The 21,094-nt window shown below is 71.1% G+C and carries 15 protein-coding genes; 2 read left to right on the top strand and 13 right to left on the bottom strand.

The window, feature by feature from the left end:
- Window positions 1-73: 73 nt before the first annotated feature.
- The 6 genes from ACFT2C_RS13330 to ACFT2C_RS13305 form a co-directional block, all read right to left on the bottom strand.
- Window positions 74-2,377 carry a sodium-translocating pyrophosphatase gene (locus ACFT2C_RS13330; RefSeq protein WP_377207543.1) on the bottom strand — a complete coding sequence of 768 codons (2,304 nt, stop codon included), beginning with the start codon at window positions 2,375-2,377 and terminating at the stop codon, window positions 74-76.
- A gap of 187 nt (window positions 2,378-2,564) precedes the next feature.
- Window positions 2,565-3,317, bottom strand: a complete 753-nt coding sequence (locus ACFT2C_RS13325; RefSeq protein ID WP_377207542.1) for an HAD family hydrolase — start codon at window positions 3,315-3,317, stop codon at window positions 2,565-2,567.
- Entirely contained in the window at window positions 3,314-4,834 is a 1,521-nt protein-coding gene (locus ACFT2C_RS13320; RefSeq protein WP_377207541.1) for a helix-turn-helix domain-containing protein, read from the bottom strand. The genes ACFT2C_RS13325 and ACFT2C_RS13320 overlap by 4 nt, the downstream gene beginning before the upstream one ends.
- Window positions 4,835-5,240: 406 nt before the next feature.
- A complete protein-coding gene (locus ACFT2C_RS13315) occupies window positions 5,241-6,617 on the bottom strand; it encodes a M18 family aminopeptidase (protein ID WP_377207540.1) in 1,377 nt (458 codons plus the stop codon).
- A 120-nt stretch (window positions 6,618-6,737) separates the two neighbouring features.
- Window positions 6,738-8,447 (bottom strand): hypothetical protein, encoded by a 1,710-nt coding sequence (locus ACFT2C_RS13310; RefSeq protein ID WP_377207539.1) that lies wholly within the window; start codon window positions 8,445-8,447, stop codon window positions 6,738-6,740.
- Window positions 8,444-9,046 carry a sigma-70 family RNA polymerase sigma factor gene (locus ACFT2C_RS13305; RefSeq protein ID WP_377207538.1) on the bottom strand — a complete coding sequence of 201 codons (603 nt, stop codon included), beginning with the start codon at window positions 9,044-9,046 and terminating at the stop codon, window positions 8,444-8,446. Before ACFT2C_RS13305 ends, ACFT2C_RS13310 begins: the two co-directional genes overlap by 4 nt.
- A gap of 163 nt (window positions 9,047-9,209) precedes the next feature.
- Here ACFT2C_RS13305 and ACFT2C_RS13300 point away from each other — a divergent pair, with 163 nt between their 5' ends.
- Together ACFT2C_RS13300 and ACFT2C_RS13295 are read left to right on the top strand one after the other, a co-directional pair.
- Window positions 9,210-10,409: an FAD-dependent monooxygenase gene (locus ACFT2C_RS13300; protein WP_377207537.1), complete on the top strand. Its 1,200-nt coding sequence runs from the start codon at window positions 9,210-9,212 to the stop codon at window positions 10,407-10,409.
- 39 nt (window positions 10,410-10,448) lie between these two features.
- Window positions 10,449-11,879: an oxygenase MpaB family protein gene (locus tag ACFT2C_RS13295; protein ID WP_377207536.1), complete on the top strand. Its 1,431-nt coding sequence runs from the start codon at window positions 10,449-10,451 to the stop codon at window positions 11,877-11,879.
- Between the two features lie 12 nt (window positions 11,880-11,891).
- Here the strand turns inward: ACFT2C_RS13295 and ACFT2C_RS13290 are convergent, their stop codons facing one another.
- The 7 genes from ACFT2C_RS13290 to ACFT2C_RS13260 all read right to left on the bottom strand — a co-directional run bounded on the left by ACFT2C_RS13290 (window position 11,892) and on the right by ACFT2C_RS13260 (window position 21,058).
- On the bottom strand, window positions 11,892-12,923 hold the full coding sequence (locus ACFT2C_RS13290) for a hypothetical protein (RefSeq protein ID WP_377207535.1): 1,032 nt from the start codon (window positions 12,921-12,923) through the stop codon (window positions 11,892-11,894).
- The gene (locus ACFT2C_RS13285) at window positions 12,920-13,471 is read right to left on the bottom strand and encodes a sigma-70 family RNA polymerase sigma factor (protein ID WP_377207534.1); all 552 of its coding nucleotides are present in this window, start codon (window positions 13,469-13,471) and stop codon (window positions 12,920-12,922) included. Before ACFT2C_RS13285 ends, ACFT2C_RS13290 begins: the two co-directional genes overlap by 4 nt.
- 132 nt (window positions 13,472-13,603) lie before the next feature.
- Window positions 13,604-15,361: a hypothetical protein gene (locus tag ACFT2C_RS13280; RefSeq protein ID WP_377207533.1), complete on the bottom strand. Its 1,758-nt coding sequence runs from the start codon at window positions 15,359-15,361 to the stop codon at window positions 13,604-13,606.
- Window positions 15,358-15,948 (bottom strand): sigma-70 family RNA polymerase sigma factor, encoded by a 591-nt coding sequence (locus tag ACFT2C_RS13275; protein ID WP_377207532.1) that lies wholly within the window; start codon window positions 15,946-15,948, stop codon window positions 15,358-15,360. The genes ACFT2C_RS13280 and ACFT2C_RS13275 overlap by 4 nt, the downstream gene beginning before the upstream one ends.
- Before the next feature lie 83 nt (window positions 15,949-16,031).
- Window positions 16,032-17,786 (bottom strand): RNA polymerase sigma factor, encoded by a 1,755-nt coding sequence (locus ACFT2C_RS13270; protein WP_377207531.1) that lies wholly within the window; start codon window positions 17,784-17,786, stop codon window positions 16,032-16,034.
- An 87-nt stretch (window positions 17,787-17,873) separates the two neighbouring features.
- The gene (locus ACFT2C_RS13265; protein ID WP_377207530.1) at window positions 17,874-19,670 is read right to left on the bottom strand and encodes an RNA polymerase sigma factor; all 1,797 of its coding nucleotides are present in this window, start codon (window positions 19,668-19,670) and stop codon (window positions 17,874-17,876) included.
- A gap of 119 nt (window positions 19,671-19,789) precedes the next feature.
- Complete coding sequence (locus tag ACFT2C_RS13260; RefSeq protein ID WP_377207529.1) at window positions 19,790-21,058, bottom strand: ATP-binding protein; 1,269 nt, start codon at window positions 21,056-21,058, stop codon at window positions 19,790-19,792.
- Between the last annotated feature and the right edge of the window lie 36 nt (window positions 21,059-21,094).

Here is a 21,094-nt window from a genome sequence, read left to right as displayed (position 1 = left end):
GTCCGGGTCTCCCTGGCGAAACCAGGGAGACCCGGACAGGCGCTCTACTTCGCGGACAGGTTCTACCTCGGCGTCAGACGACGGCTTCCGCGCGGTCCTGTTCTGCCTGCTGCTCCGCGTCGACGCGGGTGGCGCGCACGCGGGACCAGATGACCGCGCCGAACGCCACGGCCGCCGCCACGAGGGCGATGCCGATGCGGAGCGCGTGGTTGGCGTCCGCCGGCACGCTGATCGCCACGACCGCCGGCGCGATCAGCAGCGCCACCAGGTTCATCACCTTGATCAGCGGGTTGATTGCCGGGCCAGCGGTGTCCTTGAACGGGTCGCCGACGGTGTCGCCGATAACCGTGGCGGCGTGGGCGTCCGAGCCCTTGCCGCCGTACTTGCCGTCCTCGACGATCTTCTTCGCGTTGTCCCAGGCGCCGCCCGAGTTGGCCAGGAAGATCGCCATGAGCACGCCCGACCCGATGGCGCCGGCGAGGAACCCGGCCAGCGGCCCGACGCCGAGCCCGAAGCCCACCGCGATCGGCGCGAACGCCGCCAGCAGGCCCGGGGTGATGAGCTCGCGCAGCGAGTCCTTGGTGCAGATGTCGACGACCTTGCCGTACTCGGGGCGCTCGTCGTACGTCATGATGCCCGGGTGCTCGCGGAACTGGCGGCGCACCTCGAACACGATGGCGCCGGCCGCGCGCGTCACGGCGTCGATCGCGAGCCCGGAGAACAGGAACACGGTGGCGCCGCCCAGGATCACGCCCACGAGCGTCACCGGCGAGATGATCTCGTAGCTCAGCATCGAGGTCACGAGCCCGGTGCCCACGTCGCCAACCTGCGCGAGCGCGTGGGAGACGGCGTCGGCGTAGGAGCCGAACAGCGCGGTCGCGGCGAGCACGGCCGTGGCGATCGCGATGCCCTTGGTGATGGCCTTGGTGGTGTTGCCGACGGCGTCCAGGTCGGTGAGGATCTGCGCGCCCTCCTCGTCGACGTCGCCGGACATCTCGGCGATGCCCTGCGCGTTGTCGCTGACGGGGCCGAACGTGTCCATCGCGACGATGACGCCGACCGTGGTGAGCAGGCCGCAGCCGGCGAGGGCCACGAGGAACAGCGCGAGCGGCACGGAGCCGCCGGCCAGCAGGAACACGCCGCAGATCGCAGCGGCGATGATGCCCGCGGTGTAGACGGCGGACTCGAAGCCCACGCCGATACCGGAGAGGACGACGGTCGCCGCGCCCGTCCGGGAGGTCTCGGCCACGTGCAGCGTCGGCTTCTTGTCGGTGCCGGTGAAGTAGCCGGTGACCCAGAGGATGACGCCCGCGAGGACGACGCCGATGAGGACGGCGAGCGCGGACACGACGCGCGGGTCGGCGGTCACGCCGGAGAGGTCGGCGGTGCCGGGGACCTGGTCGAACGACGACGGCAGGTACGCGAAGGCCGCGACGCCGGCGAGCGCGGCGCCCACGATCGCGGAGATGTAGAAGCCGCGGTTGATCGCGGCGAGCCCGCTCTCGGACCCGCGGACCCGGGTGATGAACACGCCGAGCAGGGCGACGAACGCGCCGATCGCCGTGACGATCAGCGGGAACACGAGGCCCTCCTCGCCCATCGCGGCCTTGCCCAGGATGAGGGCGGCCACGAGGGTCACGGCGTAGGACTCGAAGAGGTCGGCGGCCATGCCGGCGCAGTCGCCGACGTTGTCGCCCACGTTGTCCGCGATGGTGGCGGCGTTGCGGGGGTCGTCCTCGGGGATGCCCTGCTCGACCTTGCCGACCAGGTCGGCGCCGACGTCGGCCGCCTTGGTGAAGATGCCGCCGCCCACGCGCATGAACATGGCGAGCAGCGCGGCGCCGAAGCCGAAGCCTTCGAGCACGGCGGGCGCGTCGACGTCGTACACGAGGACCACGAGCGCGGCGCCGAGCAGGCCGAGGCCCACCACCGACATGCCGACGACGCCGCCGGTGCGGAAGGCGATCCGGGCGCCCTCGGCGCGGCCGCCGGGCCGGGTCGCGGCCGAGGCGACGCGGACGTTCGCCCGCACCGCGAGCCACATGCCCAGGTAGCCGATCGACGCGGAGAACCCGGCGCCGAACACGAAGGCGATGGAGCGTCCGACCCGGACGCCGCTGTCGCCCGGCAGTAGGAAGAGCAGGCCGAACACGACCGCGGCGAACAGCACAAGGGTGCGGAACTGCCGCTTCAGGTAGGCGGACGCACCCTCCTGCACGGCCTGGCCGATGTCCTGCATCTTGGCGGTTCCATCAGGCGCGGCGAGCACCTGGCGACGCAGCACGAACGCACACCCGAGTGCGGCAACCGCGATGACGGCGATCACCGCCACCGTGGTGTAGCTGCCTGCGCCGAAAACAATACCGTCTTCAGGCATTCGTCCTCCTCGACGAGCTCTGAGGCAGTTCCCCCAGAAAGTGTGTTGCCCTGTACAGGGTTGGCCCGTACAAGGCTGGAAGGCCCCGCCGGCAACGTCGATGGCGGGAAGAATGCAGAGTCTACCCACATGTGACGGCGGTCACTAGGTGAGCGCGGCGGGCCTAGCGCGGTCGATTCGGATGCATCTACCGGGGCCCCGCACGGTCGGTGAGTCCCCGGATCTCCTGGAGCAGCCGCGCCGCGTCCGTGAGGTCGGGCAGCACGACGTCGGCGCCGGCCTCGGCGAGCAGCTCCGCCGTCGTCGTGCCCGAGGCGATGGCGATCACGCGCGCGCCGCCCTCGAGCCCGGTGCGCACGTCCTCCAGGGAGTCGCCGACGATCACCGTGCTGTCAACGGAGAAGCTGGTGCCGTACCGGTCGCCGGCCCGGCGCTGCGCGACGGCGACGAGGGCGGGCCGGTGCGCGTCGTCGGACGAGAAGCCGCCCAGTGCCGCGTCCACGTACCGGTCCATGCCGAACACACCCAGCTTGATCAGGGCGTTCGCCTCGAGGTTGCCCGTCAGGACCGTGGAGACCAGGTCGGGCTCGGCCGCGACGGCCTTGAGCGCCTGCATGGCCCCGGGGAGCACGACGCCGTGGCTGCGCACGTCCTCGGTGTGCGCCGCGAAGCGCAGCGGCACCGCCTCGAGCATCCGGGGCAGCAGCTCGTCCGCCGCGCGTCCGGTGACCCCGTTGTCCTCCAGGAGACCGCGGATCGCCAGCGGCATGGTCACCCCGGTGCCCTTCGCCGGGAGGCGTTCGGCGGGCCGTCCCACGACCTCGGCGAACGCCTCCCGATACGCGGTCCGATCCACCTCTCCGACGTAGACGAGCGTCCGGTCGATGTCCCAGAGCACGAGGACCCTGGCCGGGTCGCGGGAGGTGGGCGATGCGATCACGACGTCAGGGCCGCGATCCGCTCGGTCAGCACCCGTGCCCCGACCCCCGACCGCCTCGTCGACCCGCCGCGCCGCAGGTCTGCCGACAGGTCCCGGAGGTGCTCGCGCAGCCGGGCCGACTGCACCGTCTCGGCGATGGTGACAGCCTCATCGCCGGTCGCGCAGGCCGCGTCGAGGTCGCCGGCCCTGGCGTGCGCCTGGGCAGCCCGGCTCAGGAACAGGCCGTGAGTCCGGCGTTCGCCCGCGCGGTCCGCCTGGATCGCGTGGCCGAAGCTCTCCACGGCGCGGGCCGTGTTGCCGAGGGCGAGGTGCGCCGACCCGGACTGCCCGTGGATCTCACCCTCGTTCATCCAGTAGAGCCAGTGCGGGTCGTCCTCGCCGCGGCCCCGGGCGCACAGCTCGGAGGCCTCGCCGAGGGCCCGGCGGGCCGCCTCGCCCTCGCCGGCGGCGGCGTGGCCGCGCGCCTGCCGGGTGAGCAGCGTCGCCGTCAGGTGCGGCGCGTCCAGCCGGGCGACCCGACGTCGGCCCGCCTCCGCGGCGCGGACCGCGTCGCGGGGGTCGCCGCTGGAGTAGCCGTGGATCGCGAGGTAGGACAGGGCGCCCGCGCCGAGCCGGTCGTCGGCCGCGGCGTGCGCGGCCCGCAGACCGGCGAGCATGTAGGCGCGCGCGGCGTCCGGTCGTCCGGCGTCGAACGCGAACCAGCCGGCCTGCGTGGCGGTGTCCGCGGCGACGGCGGCGAGCTTGCGGCCCGTGACCTCGTCGTACGTGCTGCGCTCCAGGACCCTGACCACCAGGGCGAGGTGAGCGCGGGCCAGATCGGCCACCGCCCCGCTCCCCGAGCCCTTGTCCATGACCCGCAGCTCGTCGAGCGTGCCCTGCAGGTGCCCGCACAGCTCGAGCGACACCCGGGTGCCCGCCGTCGCGCGGCGCAGCGGCTCGGCCTGCTCGACGTCCCAGCGCTGGATCATCGAGTTCAGTGCGATGCCCGACGCCGGACGCGGGGTCTCGCCCCCCGCGGCGTCGCTCATCGCCGTGGCCGACACGGGGCCGTTGGCGTCCGTGGGCAGCCAGTCCGCCGTGTTGTCGGCGACGTGCGCGAGGCGCAGCGCGGTGAGCATGCGGTCCGCCGTCCACGGCAGGCTGGGATCGGGGGCCGTGGGCGTTATCAGCTCCGGCAGGGCGCTGGCCTGCCCCGACGCGGCGGTGCGTGCGGGGGCGGGGGCGACGGCGTCGGGCAGCGGGCTGATGCCCGGGAGCGGGAGCCGCACCAGGTCCGGCGGCGTGCCCAGGCCCGTGAGGAACTGGACCACGCGCGAGACGTCGGTGAGGCGGCGGTCACCGCACTCGAGCATGGACAGGTAGGACTGGCTCAGCCCGGTCAGGGCCGCGACGTCCTCCTGCCGGAGGGGCACGAGCTGGCGAACCATGCGGCTGACCTGGCCGAAGTCCCAGTCGGCGAGTGCCGACCGGACCGCTTCGTCCTGCCAGACGCGCGTCGGCACGCTGGGCAGGGACACCACGGGGACTGACTCGGTACGCCGGCACGCGGCGCAGCGAGCTTCGGAGTTGTAGCGGCTGAGTACACAACCGCATCGGGCACAAGTGCGAACGGTGGCACGAGGCAACGGGGGCTCCTGAGGGTCCGGCATTTCTCTTTTGCCGAGTTCACGGCTCGGATGACCACAGTGGTATCACCCCCACCAGGTCGCTGCATCCGGACGGTACTAGGTATTTTCTTCCAGGCCAACGGTCGACCGAGACCGTACGTTTTCGCAGGTCAGCGCCAGACTTGTTTGGACGATTGTCCAACTCGTGTCCGAATTGAGTCAATTGTAGACCGGGACGGATCAAACAAAGACCTGCAAAAGCGCAGGTCGCTCCGAAGAACCCCGCTACCGGCTCGTTCCGGGAGGAATCGCCGGGTCAGCGGGCCAGCACGGCCCCCATCGCGCGCGTCAGGTACCACGGGTCGACGACGGCGGTCAGCTCGCGCGCCGAATGCATCGACAAAATTGGCACTCCGACGTCGACAGTGCGAATGCCGAGCCGGGTCGCCGAGATCGGTCCGATCGTCGAGCCGCACGGCAGCACGTTGTTGGAGACGAACTCCTGGGTGGGCACCCCCGCCGTCGCGCACGCCAGGGTCCAGGCCGCGGCGCCGTGGGCGTCCGTGGCATAGCGCTGGTTCGCGTTGATCTTCAGGATCGGGCCGCCGCCGGCCACCGGGTGGTTGGCCGGGTCGTGCCGCTCGGCATAGTTCGGGTGCACGGCGTGCCCGACGTCGGACGACACGTGCAGCGACGCCGCGTACGCCTGCGCCCGCTCCTCGGCGGTGGCGCCGAGCGCCGTCGAGACGCGGGCCAGCACCTCCTCGAGGAACGGTCCCGCCGCGCCCGAGCGGGACGCGCTGCCGATCTCCTCGTGGTCGAAGGCGGCGAACATCGCGACGGAGCTGCCGGTCTCGACACGCGGTTCCTGAGCCTGTCGAAGGGCGACCCGCGAGGAGGCCCGGCCGAGGAGCGCCGTCAGCCCCGCGTGGGTGGAGAGCAGGTTGTCCAGCCGGGCCGACGCGTACAGCGCCTGGCCGGCGCCGAAGGCCCGGCCGGGCTGCGTGTCGGCCAGCACGACGTCGTACCCGCCGATCGTCGCCGGGTCGACGCCGGCGTCCGCCGCGAGCGCCGCCAGGACGTCGGCGCTCTCCGCGTCCCCGAGCCCCCAGACGGGCTGCGTGTGGCGCTGCTTGTCGAGGGTGAGCCCGTTGTCGTTGACGCCCCGGTCCAGGTGGATGGCGAGCTGCGGGATGCGCAGCATCGGACCGGTGCGCACGAGGTGCTCGGTGCCGTCGAGGGTGACGATCCGCCCCGCCAGCTCCAGCTCGCGGTCGAGCCAGGAGTTGAGCAGCGGTCCGCCGTAGACCTCGACACCTACCTGCCACCAGCCGCCGGCGCCGTGCGTGGTGGGCTTGGGCTTGAGCTTGAAGCCCGTGGAGTCGGTGTGGGCGCCGACGATGGTGAAGGCGGTGGTGGGGCCTGCGGTGTCGGGCACGGTGAAGGCGATGACCGAGCCGTCGCGGACCACCACGTAGCGCCCGCCCGGGGTCACTTCCCAGGCGGCGTCCTCCGCGAGGCGGGTGAAGCCCGCCGCCTCCGCGCGCCGGGCCACCTCCGCGGCCGCGTGGTACGAGGACGGCGACGCGGCCACGAAGGTGCCGAGGTCCTCGGCGTGGGCGCGGGCCGCGTCCGGGACCACGGAGGGCTGGATGGGGTCGACGGACCGGGAACGGGTTGTCTGGGCAGTCACCGGGCCATTATGTCGCCCTGCTGCCCACCCTTGGTCGAGCCCGTCCGTTGGTCGAGCTCGTCGAGAGACAGGTCTCGACGAGCTCGACCAACGGTGAGGGTCCGGCCGACGGTGGAGTGGTCAGTCGCCGGCGGAGTAGTACCGCCACGTGCCGTCACCGGCGGCGATACCGATCCGCGGGCCCAGGTACGTCCCGTCGGCCCGCTGGGCCGCTGCCTGATCGGCCGTCAGCAGGCCGGCCACCACGACCTCCTCCCAGGCCTCGTCCGAGTCGGCGAACTCGTCGGTGGCGACGCGGGGCCAGACGATCGTCTCGTTACCCTCCGGTCCGGTGCCGTACGCCCGGCTGGTACCGGTCAGCAGGGTGGCCAGCACCCGGTAGTGCTGCACGCCGGACTCGGGCAGAGCGAAGGTGCGCTCCGGGGTGTCGCCGTCGGGCATGAGCTCCGTCCCCGATGCGTCCGCCAGCTCGACGAGCGCATCGACGTCGCACCCCAGCGCCGCCACCAGGATGGCCCCGGCGGTCGCCGTCGAGGCCTCCCGGGACGGTCCCTCCCCTGCGTACAGCGGTTCGTAGCCGGTCGCCGAGCAGTCGGGCCCGGCGTCTCCTCCGCCGACGGGCGTTTGCGACTCGAGGGACACCCAGAAGTGCATGGCGTCATCGGGCACCTCCGGTATCCGGATGTCGACGGCCTCCCCGCTTCTGGTGCTGGACAGGACCCCGACCGCCGCCTCGGTCTCTTCTCCGTCGCAGGTGATCTGGGTCGTCTTGAGCACCTTGCCGGTGGACGGCTGCACCAGCTCGATCGGAAGCGGGGTTCCCATCGCCGAACCGACGCAGTAGCCGATGATCTTCATCTCAGCGTCCGACGAGTAGTTGTGCTGGGTCATCTCCGCGTGGACCCAACCCGTTGCGCGCTCCATCTCGAACCGCGAGACCTGGCCCTCGTGCGGCTCCGGGTACTCCATGGTCACCCAGTCGTCACGCACCTCGACCGGGCTGTGGGCGCCGTCTGCGTCGAGTCGAACCGGCACCGGCTCGCTCACCGCCGTCTCCCACTGGCCCACGGCAACCTGCGGGAAAGCCACCACGCGCACCTCGTAGTCGCCCTCGGGCAGTGGTGTCTCGTGTTGCAGGTTGCCTCCGTACGAGCCCGGGATACACGTCGTCATCGAGGTGCCCCTGGCCAGGACGGCGTCTCCGCCCGCACCAAGGAGCGGGTCCGACTGCCCGTCCCACCCCTCGAAGACGTTCGGCCCCAGGTCCAGCACCACGCCGTCCTTGCTCCACACCAGGACGGGTGGGGCGTCGAGCGTGCCCTCCCCCTCCTGGTACGTCGCCGGCATGCCCCAGGTCCGCGTGCGCTCACCCCCGAGGTCCGCCGTGTGGGTGTAGATGTCACCGGCCGACTCCACCGACCAGCCCGACGCCGTCGACTTCAGGTCGGCCACCGGCATACCGCACGACAGGTCGCTCCAGTCGAGCCAGGGCGGCTGGTAGCCGTCCTTGACCTCGAAGTCCGGCGTGGACACCTGCGCGGACGAGGACCCGCCGGGCAGGACCTCGGCCTGGTTCGGGGGCGCGAGCTGTCCCGCCCCGAGCACCAGCGCGCCCGCCAGGGCAAGAGCGCCACCGCCGAGCCCGCCCAGCTTCGCCGTCCGACGCCGTCGCACCCGCTTGGTCATCACCGACATCACCGCGGCAGGGCCCGTGGGGGACCCCGGGTTCACCCCGCCCGCCATCGCGCCGAACGTCTGCTTCAGGAGATCGGCCTCCGCCGGGTCCTCCCAGCCGTGGTCCTGGCCCCGGCCGTCGTCGTGCTGGTTCATCGCAATGCTCCTTCTGCAGTGGCCGATCCGACGGCCGATCCAGCCGGTTCCAGCACGTCCCGCAGGACGTGCAGCGCGTCATGGAGGTGGCGCTTGACGGTGCCCGGGGCGTTCCCGAGCGTCTCCGCCACCTGGTTGATCGTCATGTCCTCGAAGTAGCGCAGCACCACGCACGCCCGCTGCCGGGGCGAGAGCCGCGAGAGCGCCTGCACCACGTCGGCCCGGGCGGTGATGCCCGAGTCGGGAAACCGCACCCGGTCGTCGGTGGCGACCCGCGGCTCGATGTCCGCCCACTTCTTCCGGCGGCGCCAGCCGTCCAGGTACAGGTTCAGCACCATGCGGCGCACGTACGCCTCGGCGAACTCCACGGCCTGCCGCTGGGGCCGGTCCTGCTGCCCGTCCAGCGGCACCGTGTGCATGCCCGACGCCGCTGCCCCGCGCCGGCCGCCCGGCCGCACGAGGCGGGAGCAGTACTTGACCAGCGCCTCCTGCACCAGGTCCTCGGCCTGCCGCACATCGCCGCACAACGTGTACGCGTACCCGACGAGCACGCTGCCGCGCTCTGCGGCAAGCGTCTCCAGGTCTTCGTGCCAGCCCATTGCCGGCTCCTTCCTGCTGTCCTGACCGTATCGACGAACCAACCCGCCATGAGGTTGGGGGGAATCGGCAACCGATCCGGACCACCCTGCCGATGAGTTCCCCGCCCCGAGCGCGTCTACTGCTCGGACAGCAACTCGGAACCACGGATGAGCGGAGTGCACCATGAGCAGCGCCAGGGTATTGGTGGCGGGGGCGAGCATCGCGGGGCCCGCGCTGGCCCACTGGCTGCACCGGCGGGGGGCCGAGGTGACCGTGGTGGAGCGGGCGCCCGACCTGCGTCCCGGTGGGCAGGCGGTGGACGCTCGCGGGGTGGCCAGGGAAGTCATCCGGCGGATGGGGCTGGACGAGGCGGTGCGCGCGGCCCGCACCGAGACCGCCGGCGCGTACACCGTGGACGCGGACGGGAACGTGCTGGAGACCTTCCGCGCCGAGGACGACGGCGGCGACGGGTACATCTCGGAGATCGAGATCCTGCGCGGGGACCTGTCCCAGGTGCTCCACGACGACACCCGGGACGGCGTCGAGTACGTCTTCGGCGACCGGATCGCCGAGCTGACCCAGGACGCAGACGGGGTCGACGTGGCCTTCGCAGGCGGCGACCGGCGGCGCTTCGACCTGGTGGTCGGGGCGGACGGGCTGCACTCCGCGCTGCGCGCCATGGTCTTCGGGCCGCACGAGCAGTTCGTCCGCCACCTCGGGCTCGTGCTGGCCTTCTACAGCGTGCCCAACGAGTTCGGGCTCGACCGCTGGGTGTACGACTACCAGCACCGGGAGTCCGGGCGCTCCGCACTCCTGCGGCCCATCCATGACGCCACCCAGGCGATGGCCATGTTCTCCTTCCCCTCGGCCGACTTCGACGTCGACCACCGCGACGTCGCCGCCCAGAAGGCCCTGCTGCGCGAGCGGACGGCAGGCCTGGGCTGGTTGAGCCCGCGCGTCCTCGCACACCTGGACGACACCCCGGACTTCTACCTCGACCAGGTGGCCCAGGTGGTGATGGACCGCTGGTCGAACGGTCGCGTGGGGCTGCTCGGCGACGCGGCATTCAGCTCGTCGCCGATGTCCGGAGGGGGCACCGGGCTGGCCCTTGTGGGCGCATACCTGCTGGCCGGAGAGCTGGCCACCGCCGGATGGGACCCGGAGGCGGGGTTCGCAGGCTACGAAGCGCGGATGCGCCCATTCGTCGAGGCCAACCAGGAGATCGGCCGGATGCACGTGCAGAGCCTCAGCGCTCCCGAGCCGGACGCCGAACCGGCCCCGGAGCCCGACATGGCAGCACTCATGGAGCTGGTCGAGCGTGCGATCAACGGCGTCGAGCTGCCCGACTACGCAGGGGTGCCGGACTCCGGGTCGACGGGCTGACGGGCTGACAGAGCCGCGTCGGTCCGGTCAGGATGGAGCATGGCCAGCACCGCGGACGACGTCGGACAGGCCGCCGCGCCGACGTACCCCCTCCGGTTCCGCTCCGCCGAGGCCCGCGGGGCCCGGATCGGCCGGCCCCTGCGCCTGTTCGGGCGGGTACGCGGTGTGGACGAGGCGCTCATGGACCGGATCGGCCGCGCGTTCTTCGAGGCGGACGACGCCGGTGCCGCGCTCGCAGCCGCGATGAGGCTCCCTGCCGGGACGCCGGGGCGGGTGAGTCACGTGCAGCTCCGGGAGGCACTGGCGCACGCGGTTGCCGGGTCCGAGGACCCGCGCCTACCTTCACGGGACGAGATCGGTCCTTTGCCTCGCAGCGTGAGTGAGATCGGTCCTTTGCCTCGCAGCGTGAGTGAGATCGGTCCCTTGCCTCGAGATCGGTCAATCAACCGACCGATCTCGAGGCAAAGGACCGATCTCGGCGCGGGAAGCGTGCAAGGGACCGATCTCGGCGCGGGAACTCCGGAGGCGCTGCGGCTCTTTCTTGACGAAGTCACCGTCGTGCCCGGATGGGTGGACTGGGACCTCGTCGACGAGGGGGCCGCCGTGCTGCGGAGGCTCGGGCAGAACGCGGGCGACGTGCTGCTCCAGCTCTCGCTGGTGGGCGGGTATCGGTTCGGCGGCCCGGCGGACCTGCTCGCGGCGACCGGCGCGCTGACCGGCGGCACGATGCGCCGGCTCGCGGAGACGCAGGAGTGGACTGTCGGGCTGTCCGAGCCCGGGGCGCTTCGGCCCTACGGCCCCGCGTGGCGGGCCACCGTGCACGTCCGGGCGATGCACGCGCTGGTCGGCGCGTCGCTCGGGGACTGGGACGCCGCCCGTTGGGGCGTGCCCATCAACCAGGCCGACCAGGCGGCGACGCTCGGGCTGTTCGACGCCACACTCATCCTGGGATGCCGGGCGCTCGGGGCGCGCATCCCGCCGTCGGACAGCCGGGCCCTCATGCATCTGTGGAAGTGGGTGGGGCACCTGATGGGCGTGCACCCCGACTTCCTGGTCGACGACGAGTGGGCGCGCTACCGCATCAACTACCACGTGCTGCTCGCGCAGGCCGGGATCTCGGACGCCGGGCCGCGCCTCGCCCGGGCGGTGGTCGCCGCGCAGGCCGACCGGACGTACCCCGGGCCGTCCTGGTGGCGGCCGTGGCGGGCGCGGTTCGAGCGGGAGCGGCTGCTGTCGATGCTGACGGCGTTCCTCGGGGTGCGCAGCATGCGCGAGCTCGGCCTGCCGCTGCGCCCGCCCTGGGCGCACGCCTACCTGCTGCCGCTCAACGCGTGGCGGTACCACCTGCTCGGATGGTCCCGGTGGGGCCGCGAGCGCCTCGACCGGTGGGGCCGACGCCGCAGCGAAGCGATCCTGGCCAGCTACGGGTCCTCTGACGTGTCAGACGCTCAGGTCACCGGAGTGACCTGAGCGTCTGACATGTCAGGGGATGGTGACGGTGACCGGGTCGCTGATCACCAGGTAGTCCTCGCTGGCGTCGTTGCTCCCAGGGTCGCCGATGTTGTGCGCCTGCACGGCCCGGATCTGGTAGGTCCCCGCCGCGCGTACGTTGTCGTAGTACATGCCGCCCTCCCTCTTGTCCGCCTCGACGCAGGAGCTGTAGGACGGCGCGTAAGCGTCACCGGTCCACTCCCCCGTGTCGTTGAGCACCGGCGGAATGTCGTAGTTGCCCTCTCTCCACGCCTGACCGAGGTCAACCACCCGACCGCCCTGCGACCAGATCAGATAGGCGGCGTCCCCGAGGGTCTCCGTGTCACCGGGGCTTCCGGGTTCGACGTATCCGGGCATCTCGCCCGTGAGCCGGACCGGGATGCTTCTGGTTCCGTCCTCTCCAGGCCCGTAGGTCAGGTCCCCGATGATCTCGATCGACAGCGTAGGACTCGTCGACCCGAGGTCCTCGTCCTGCATGCCGCACCACACGGGGTAGCTGTCTCCCCACGGCTGGTACCCGTCGTCGAAGGGCGCGGTGATCAGGTTCACCGGATCCTCCGGCGCCGCAGACGACGCACTCGCGTCCGGCGTGGGTTCGACGGAAGCTGCTCCCGACGGCGTCGCCTCGGGTGTGCTCGACGGCGACGCCGACGGCGACGGGCTCGCCGACACCGTCGGGCTCGGCGAGACGCGCGCTGTCGGGATCTCGGACGGCACGGGTCCCGTCTCGGTGCTGTGGATCGTGGGCCGCCCGGGCAGCGGCTCCGACCGGGTCCAGGTTGACGCCTGCGCGGCGCTGAAGGCGAGCGCGCTGATGACGACTGCCGTGCTCAGCCCGACCGCCCCGGCCTTGGCGATGCGCCACGTCCGGACCTTGCGGCGCAGGAGCCCGAGGTTCGCCTCGGGTGCGCTCGGCACGCCGCGGGGTGTCGCGCCGTCGACCAGCGCGCCGATCGTCTGCCGCAGGACGTCGCCGCCGGGACCGAGGTCGACGTCGGGCCCAAGATCATCGTGCCTGCTCACAGGAGGCCTCCTTCCGGCACCAGCACCCCACGCAGGGCGCGGATCCCGTCGGCCAGGTGTCGCTTGATGGTGCCCTCGGCGATGCCGAGCGTGGCGGCGATCTGGGGCACGGTCAGGTCGTCGTAGAAACGGAGCACGACGCACGCGCGCTGGCGCGGGCTCAGGCCGCGCAGGGCGGCAGTCACGTCCGCGCGGGCGGTGATGTCCGACGCCGGAGCCTTCACCCGGTCCGCCACCGCCACCTTGGGCTGGGCCTTGCGCCACAGCGCGAACCGCCGCGTCTCGTCGAGATAGAGGTTGAGCATCGTCCGGCGCACGTACGCCTCGATGCCCGCGTGGCTCCCGCCGTCGTTCAGGGGGAACTCGGTGTGGCCCTCGGTGCCGGCCGCCTCCGGGCGGCGGAACCGCCGGAAGACGCGGACCAGGGCGTCCTGCACCAGGTCCTCCGCCCGACGGACGTCACCGGTCAGCGCATACCCGTATCCCACGAGGGCGCGCCCTCGGCTCGTGACGAGATCCGTGAGCTCGTCGTCCCAGCGCGTGCTCATCAAGCACCCCGGTCCAGCTTTTCTCCGGCCACCGTGTCCGTCCCCTCGCCCGGCGGGCCCATGTGCCCCGCTCTCACACACATACGAGCGGGGCACAGGAACCGTTGGGACGTGGGCCGGATTTCTTCGGTGTCAGTCGGTGGGCTCGTAGTACCGCCAGGTGCCGTCCTCCGCGATGCCGATGACCATCCCCGTGTACCCGAGCGTCTCGTCCGCCCGCTGAGTATCGGCCTCCGCCTGGGTGAGCAGGCCGGCGTCGACGACCTCCGCCCAGGCCTCGTCCGAGTCGCGGAACTCCTTGGTGGAGACCCGCGGCCAGGTGATCGTCTCGTTCCCGGCGTCCCCGCCGTTCACGACGCCGGTGGTACCTGCCAGGAGGCGGACCAGCGTCTCGTAGGGCATCGCGTCGTTCTCGGGCATGCTGAAGACCTGCTCCGGGGTCTCAGTGCTGTACATGAGCTGCGTGTCGTGCTCGGTCGCGAGCTGGATCAGCCCGTTGGAGTCGCAGTCGGTCGCCGCCTCCACGATGGCCTGGGCGGTGCCCCCCGCGGCCTCGCTCGGCGAGTTCGCCGGGTCGTAGTCCATGCCGAGATTGCTCGCGGAGCACTCGACGGCGGCGTTCCCGCCGTCGGCCGGCGGGGCGAGGTACGCCCAGAACCGGGCGACGCCGTCGGGAACGGACGTCAGCCGGATGTCCACGACCTCCTCGCCACCGCCGACCACGGACTCCGACTCGAAGGGGGAGCCGTCGCAGGGGACCTGCCCGGACCCGAACACGCCGCCGGACGGTGTTGCCAGCTCGTACGTCACCGAGTCCGCCGGGTTGGTGCTCTCGCACTCCGCGGTGACCGACGGCGTGCCGGTCGTCACGTACCCGTGCTGCGTCAGCTCCGCGGTGACCCAGGCCGTGCTGCGGTCGAACACGAACCGCGAGAGCTCACCCTCGGCAGGCTTCGGAGGCTTGGCAGACTCGGTCGTCACGTCGGCGCCGCGCGTCCCGGTCGCGGTGTGCGCGCCGTCGGCGTCGAGGCGGACCGAGACCGGCTCGCTCACCGCCTTCGCCCACTGGCCCGAGGCGATCTGCGGGAAGGCGACCACCCGTACCTCGTAGTCGCCCACGGGCAGCTGCGTCTCGTAGCTGTCACTGGTCTCGGTCTTGGTGGGTGCGCACGTCGTGAACGAGCCCCCCTGGGCCTCGATGCCACCCGCGGCCGAGCTGATCAGCGGCTCGGCCGCAGGACTCGCCGCTTCGAAGACGTTGAACCCGAGGTCCACCACCACGCCGTCCTGGCTCCACACCAGGACGGGAGCGACGTCGAGCGACCCCTCACCCTGGTCGACGGTCGCCGCCATGCCCCACGTCGTCGAGGGATCGCCCCCGAAGTCCGACGTCCGGGCGTAGATGTCGCCGGACGACGCGATCGACCAACCGGGCGCCGTCGACTCGAGGTCGCCCACGGGCATGCCGCACGTCAGGCTCCCGCCGTCGACGTCCGAAAGCCACGAGGGCTGGTAGCCGTCCTGGATCACGCTCGTAGCCGACGGCCCGCTCGGGGCGGGCTGCGGCGCTTGGCTCGCGGACGCCCTCGAAGACGCGCTCGAGGAGTCGTCCGGCGACGCGAGCGCGTACTGGGACGATCCCGGGAGCACCGGTTCGCCCTGGCCCAGCAGCGTCGTCTGTGTGGCACCGAAGGCGATCCCGCCCACCAGGACCAGGCTCACGCCGGCGAGGCCGCCGATCTTGACGGCACGACGCCGTCGTACGCGGTCGCGCACCACTCCGAATGAGACATGCAGGTCGTCCACCTCCGCTCCGGGCATCTCGTCAGCGGCGCCACGGAGCGCGCCGCTCAGGAAGTCGTGGTCGTCGTTCCAGGTCTCGTCACTCATCGGGCGGCCCTCCCTTCGGCAGGTCGGAAGTCTTCGGGGCGCAGGATCTCCTGCAGGTTCTTGGTCGCGTCGGACAGGTACCGCTTGACCGTGCCCTGGGCCGTGCCCAGCGCGTCGGCGATCTGCGGCACCGTCATGTCCTCGAAGTAGCGCAGGACCACACAGGCCCGCTCGCGGGCGCCGAGCTTGGCCAGTGCCGCCATCACGTCGACGCGGGTGGACGCGGCCTGGTCCGCGCCGCGCGTGGTGGGGTCGTCGCTCAGCAGGTGCTTGACCCCGGACCAGCGCTGCCGCTTGCGGTAGCCGTCCAGGTAGATGGTGAGGACGGCGCGTCGCACGTACCCCTCGGCGTTCGTGAACGGGGACCCGGACGGGGACTCCAGGTCGTGCGCCTGGCTTCCCGCCGCCACACCGACGGACCTGCCCCTGCCCGGTGCCCCGCGCAGCCGCGAGTAGACCTTGACCAGTGCGTCCTGGACCAGGTCCTCGGCGAGCGCGCGATCCCCGGAAAGCATGTAGGCGTAGCGGACGAGGGCGCTTCCGCGCATCCTCATGAGCTCATCGAGCTCGTTCTCCCATACCGCCACGGCCACCTCCCCGGTGCATATGTGCTGTCATCGTCTCCACATCCACCATGACGCGCGCCGGGGAGGTTTCGTTGGTCTGCGGCTCAGCCTCGGGATTCGTACGAGTGGCTCTGCAGGATGCTCACCGCTATGAAGCGACGCTCGCCTGCCGAGCCGGGGTCGACCTCCATCAGCGCGTACACCTCGTATCGTCCTGACGGCATCCCTGCGGCTGGATCCTCCAGACACGTCAGGTCGGGTTCTGTGATCGGCACGACGACCGTCGTTCCGCCCTCTTCGTCAACCTGGAAGTGCTCCATTGGCTGGGACCAGACGTCGGAGCCGACCGAGACGACCCGGCCGTCCCTGAGCCAGACCAGTGCGGCCGGGGTGCGTGTCGTGTCGATGGCCCGGCCCTCAGTCTTCCCGAACATCATCGTCACGCTCTTTCTCGAACTCGCCACCGTCAGCGTTTCCGGGCCCCAGGTGTAGTACGAGTACCCCGGTATGTCGTACGCGTAGTCCCCGCAGGCCAAGCTCATCCCTTCCAGCCACGGCGGCTGATAACCCTCCCGGACGTCGACGGCGAGCGGCCCCTCATCCGGCACCTCGACCGCCGGGACGTCCATGGTGACGGGCTCGCTGACCGCATAGCCGTACGTGCCTGGTCCGTCGACCCACCACAGCACGGCGTACACGTCGTAGGTGCCGGCCGGGCGCTGGTCCAGGTACTCCTGCGCGTTAGGAAAACCGTGGGTCGTCCACCTCCCGCATGCGGTGGCAGCACCCGCCTCGGCTACATCGGTGGCGGACTCACCGGCATCAGGCAGCGGACGGTGGCTCTCGATCCAGCCCGGCCCGATATCCACCACTTGGCCGTCGCGCGCGAAGACCAGCTGGGGAGGCGTCGCGCTGAGGTCCGGGCCGACCTGGTCGACACGGGTGATCCGGACCGGCGCCTCGAGGTGAGCGTCCTCGCCGTCGTCAACGACCTCGAGGTCACTGCTCAGCTCCAGGCGCACGGGGTCGGACAACGGCGTCAGAGCCGCCACCTCCATGCCGCAGTGAAATGGCCCTTCCTGCTCCGGCCAGCCGGACGGCGTCCAGCCACCGACCGTCGTGGTCGAGGCGTCCGGGCTCGGCGTCGCCGGCGGCACCGGCTCCGACTGCAGCCGCACGGGCCCCCACCACGCGGCGATGGCCAGCAGGCCCGCGAGCACCAGCGACGCGCCGGCCACGGCACCGACCTTGACGGCCCGACGGCGGCGCACCGCTCCCGTCAGCGCGCCCAGCCGCTGGTCCAGGTTCGTGTCCACGTCCGGAGCCGAGACGTCCGCGAGCGCGCCGCGCAGCACCTCCAGCGCGTTGAAGAGGTGTCGTTTGATCGTGCCCTGCTTCGTCCCCAGGACCGCCGCGATCTGCGGCACCGTCATGTCTTCGAAGAAGCGGAGGGTCACCGCCTCGCGTTGCCGAGGGGAGAGCTGTCTCAGCGCCACACCGACGTCGACCCGGGCAGTCACGACGCGCTCCGCCCCGGGCACGTGGACGTCGTCGGCCAGGAGGTGCTTGATGCCTGACCAGTGATTTCCCCGCCGGTACGCGTCCAGGTAGATCGTCAGGATCGCCCGCTTGACGTACGCCTCGGCATTCGTCATCTGGGGCTGGTCAAGGTTGACGACCTGCCGCTCCGGGCCGGCCGTTGCGGAGGAACGGCGCAGGCGGGAGTAGACCTTGACCAGCGCGTCCTGCACCAGGTCCTCAGCCTGAGATTTGTCCCGCGTCAATGAGTACGCATAACCCACCAGCGCACCGCTGCGCCGCGTCACGAGCTCCGTGAGCTCTGTCTCCCAGTGCACCATGTTGGGCGTGTCCCCTCTCCCTCTCATATTCCATGACGGGTGGGAGAGCGAGAACGATGATGGTGATGCCGAGAAACTCGCGGGACTTCATTCCTCGACGACGTACTCGGACCCGGCGCCTGCGGACATGAACTGTCGCTCGCCGCCCGCACCCGGGTCGAGCTCCGTGAGGGCGTACAGCTCGTAGCTCCCGGCGGACATCCCGGCTTCCGGGTCCTGAAGGCACGTCAGGTCGGGCTCGACCGGCACGACGACGGAGGTCTCGCCCTTCGCCCCGATCTGAAGGCCCCACTCCGGCTGGGACCAGACGTCGCTGCCGACCCCGACCACCCGGCCGGCACTGAGCCAGACCAGCGTGACCGGCGTGCGGGTCGTGTCGACGCGCTCGCCCTCGGTCTCGGTGAACGTGACCGTCACCTCGGAGAACGGAACCGTCTCCCGGTCCGCCGCGGTCTCGACCTCCAGCTTCAGACCCGACCGCTCCGAGGGCTTGAGCGGGCCGCCCGGGATATCGGACGCGTAGGCCCCGCACGCCAGGCTCGTTCCCTCGAGCCACGGCGGCTGGTAGCCGTCGCGGATGTCGACGGTCAGCGGCGCCTCGTCCGGCACCTCGACCGCGGGGATCTCCATGGTGACCGGCGCGCTGACGGCGATTCCGGTTGTGCCCGTCTGGTCCGTCGGACCGTCATGGGCGGACCACGGCAGCACCGCGTACACGTCGTAGGTGCCCGCCGGCCGCGCGTCCCGATACTCCTCGAAACCCGTCATCCCGTCGGTCGTCCACGTCCCGCAGGCGGTGGTGCCGCCCGCCTCGGCGACGGCGTTCGCGGACTCGCCGGCGTCGGGCAGGACGTACCCGCCCTCGTTCCAGCCCCCGCTGATGTCGACCACCAGACCGTTCTGCGCGAAGACGAGCTGGGGGAACTTGCCGTCGAGGGTCTGGCCGGCGGCGTCGCTCCGGGTGATCCGGATGGGTGCCTCCAGGAAACTGTCGTCCCGGAACTCGTCCCCGTCCACTACCTCGGCGTCGCCGGTGAGCTCCACGCGCACGGCGTCCGACGACGACGTCAGGGCCGTCACCTCCATGCCGCACTGGTACTGCTCGCCCAGGCTCTCCCAGCCGCTCGGCGCCCAGCCCGCGCCCACCGCCGCGGCGTCGGGAGTCGGGGTCGCCGGCGGCACCGGGTCCGACAGGAGCCGCGCGGGCCCCCACAGCGCCGCCATCGCCAGCAGGCCAGCCAGCACCAGCGAGGCACCGCTGATGGCACCGACCTTCACAGCGCGACGGCGGCGCACCGCACCCGTCACCGCACCCAGCCGCTGGTCCAGGTTCGTGTCGACGTCCGGGGTCACGACCTCCGCGAGCGAGCCGCGCAGCAGCTCCGTCGCGTTCGAGAGGTGCCGCTTGATCGTGCCCGGCCGCGTCCCCAGGGCCGCCGCGATCTGCGGCACCGTCATGTCCTCGAAGAACCGCAGCACCACCACCTCACGCTGCCGCGGCGACAGCCGGGCGAGGGCCACCCCGACGTCGACCCGGGCGGTGGCGACACGCTCCGCCCCGGGCACGGAAGGCTCGTCGGCCAGGAGGTGCTTGAGGCCGGACCAGCTGCTCTGCCGCCGGTAGCCGTCGAGAAAGATCGTCAGGATCGCCCGGCGCACGTATGCCTCCACGTTGGTCAGCCGGGGTCGGTCCAGGTCGACGACCTGCCGGGCGCCGTCGGCCATCTCGGGCGGACGGCGCAGGCGGCTGTACACCTTCACCAGCGCGTCCTGCACGAGGTCCTCGGCCTGCGGCTTGTCCCGCGTCAGCGAGTACGCGTACCCGACCAGCGCACCGCTGCGCCGCATCACGAGCTCCGTGAGCTCTGTCTCCCAATGCGCCATGTGGGACGCCCCCTCTCCCTGTCATGCATCCTGACGGACGGGGAGAGGGGAACGATGATGCTGCTGACGAGAAAGTTCGCCGGAACCACGATGACGTGTCAGGGGAAGTCTCCGTCGGGCTACGGCTTCGCGACCTGCCAGACTGCACTGATCGGCAGCGCTCGGAGCTTTGGCCCGAACGACAAGGTCTCGTCGCCCGTGTAGAGGACGTAGCCGGCAAGGAAGTCGTCACCGAGCCGCTCCGCGAGGTGCCGCAGGCCGCGGAAGTCCTCCGCCTTAGGCGTGGCCGAGGCCTTGACCTCCACACCTACGACTTCTCGACGCCGGTTTTGCAGGACGACGTCGACCTCCACCTGGTCCTTGGTGCGGTAGTGAAACATCTCGGCATCAGTCTCTGACCAGGAGAGCTGGCGAGCGATCTCCATGGCCACGAACCCTTCGAGCAGACCACCGAGCGGACTGCCAATCCGGCGCAGGCTCGCCTCGTCCTGACTGAGCAAGGCTGCCGCGATCCCGGAATCGGCCATCGCCACCTTCTGTGTATGGGTGGTACGAGTGCCTAGATTCCGGATCAACGCCGGGATCCGCTTGATGAGATAGACCTCTTCGAGGAGGTACAGATAGCTCTGCACGGTGTGCTGAGAGATTTCCAGATCACTCGCGAGCTTTCCGGGGACAAGGAGGTTCCCCGAACGGACCGCCAGCATGTCGATGAGCGCCCGCATCTGCGGACCACGTTCGATCTCGGACAACTGGACGACGTCACGGTTCACCAAGTCGCCGACGTATCCCTTGAGAAACTGTGCTCGTCGTCTGCCTGTACGAGCCACAGCCTCAGGGAAGCCACCCCTGACGATTCGGGCGATGTACCCGTCGATGTCTTCGTCCGAACGATGCTCCAGGTCTGGGCCCAGAGCGAACGCGGCATCGACGAATCCGTCAGGTGCCCCGTCGATCTCCCCCTGGGACAGCGGCCACAGCTCGATAGTTTCCATCCGCCCGACAAGGGTGTCCGGCAGCGCGCGCAGTCCGAGTACTCGTGCCGACCCGGTGAGCAGAAAGCGGCCAGGAACGAAGTCCACGTCCACCGCGGCCTTGATCGGGAGCAGCAGTTCCGGCATCCGTTGGATCTCGTCGATCACCATGGTCGGAGCCCGCCGGACAAACCCCGACTCGTCGGCGCGAGCCGCCTCTCGCACCTTCGGGTCGTCGAGCGTGAAGAGAGTCATGCCCCGGGACGTGGCGATCTGGCCTACGAGCGTGCTCTTGCCCGACTGACGTGGGCCGTTCACGAGCACGACCCTCGTGTCGGCCATCGCTTCCTGGACCAAGTCGTGCGCTCGACGCGGGAGAATCTTGCCGACCGGAGACTGCGGAATTCGCGCCATGGAGCCGATCCTCGCACATCTGCTGCAGTTTGGCCG

The sequence above is a fragment of the Promicromonospora sp. NPDC057138 genome, assembly GCF_042670845.1.
Classification (GTDB): Bacteria; Actinomycetota; Actinomycetes; order Actinomycetales; family Cellulomonadaceae; genus Promicromonospora.
Note: the sequence above shows the minus strand (reverse complement) of the source record. Positions and strands in the feature narration are given on the sequence as shown.

What these genes read in the sequence shown, in the direction of transcription:
- ACFT2C_RS13330 (WP_377207543.1), bottom strand. Translation starts at nt 2,377, where the DNA reads ATGCCTGAAGACGGTATTGTTTTCGGCGCAGGCAGCTACACCACGGTG.
- ACFT2C_RS13310 (WP_377207539.1), bottom strand. Translation starts at nt 8,447, where the DNA reads ATGAACCAGCACGACGACGGCCGGGGCCAGGACCACGGCTGGGAGGAC.
- ACFT2C_RS13305 (WP_377207538.1), bottom strand. Translation starts at nt 9,046, where the DNA reads ATGGGCTGGCACGAAGACCTGGAGACGCTTGCCGCAGAGCGCGGCAGC.
- ACFT2C_RS13300 (WP_377207537.1), top strand. Translation starts at nt 9,210, where the DNA reads ATGAGCAGCGCCAGGGTATTGGTGGCGGGGGCGAGCATCGCGGGGCCC.
- ACFT2C_RS13295 (WP_377207536.1), top strand. Translation starts at nt 10,449, where the DNA reads ATGGCCAGCACCGCGGACGACGTCGGACAGGCCGCCGCGCCGACGTAC.
- ACFT2C_RS13285 (WP_377207534.1), bottom strand. Translation starts at nt 13,471, where the DNA reads ATGAGCACGCGCTGGGACGACGAGCTCACGGATCTCGTCACGAGCCGA.
- ACFT2C_RS13280 (WP_377207533.1), bottom strand. Translation starts at nt 15,361, where the DNA reads ATGAGTGACGAGACCTGGAACGACGACCACGACTTCCTGAGCGGCGCG.
- ACFT2C_RS13270 (WP_377207531.1), bottom strand. Translation starts at nt 17,786, where the DNA reads ATGGTGCACTGGGAGACAGAGCTCACGGAGCTCGTGACGCGGCGCAGC.
- ACFT2C_RS13265 (WP_377207530.1), bottom strand. Translation starts at nt 19,670, where the DNA reads ATGGCGCATTGGGAGACAGAGCTCACGGAGCTCGTGATGCGGCGCAGC.
- ACFT2C_RS13260 (WP_377207529.1), bottom strand. Translation starts at nt 21,058, where the DNA reads ATGGCGCGAATTCCGCAGTCTCCGGTCGGCAAGATTCTCCCGCGTCGA.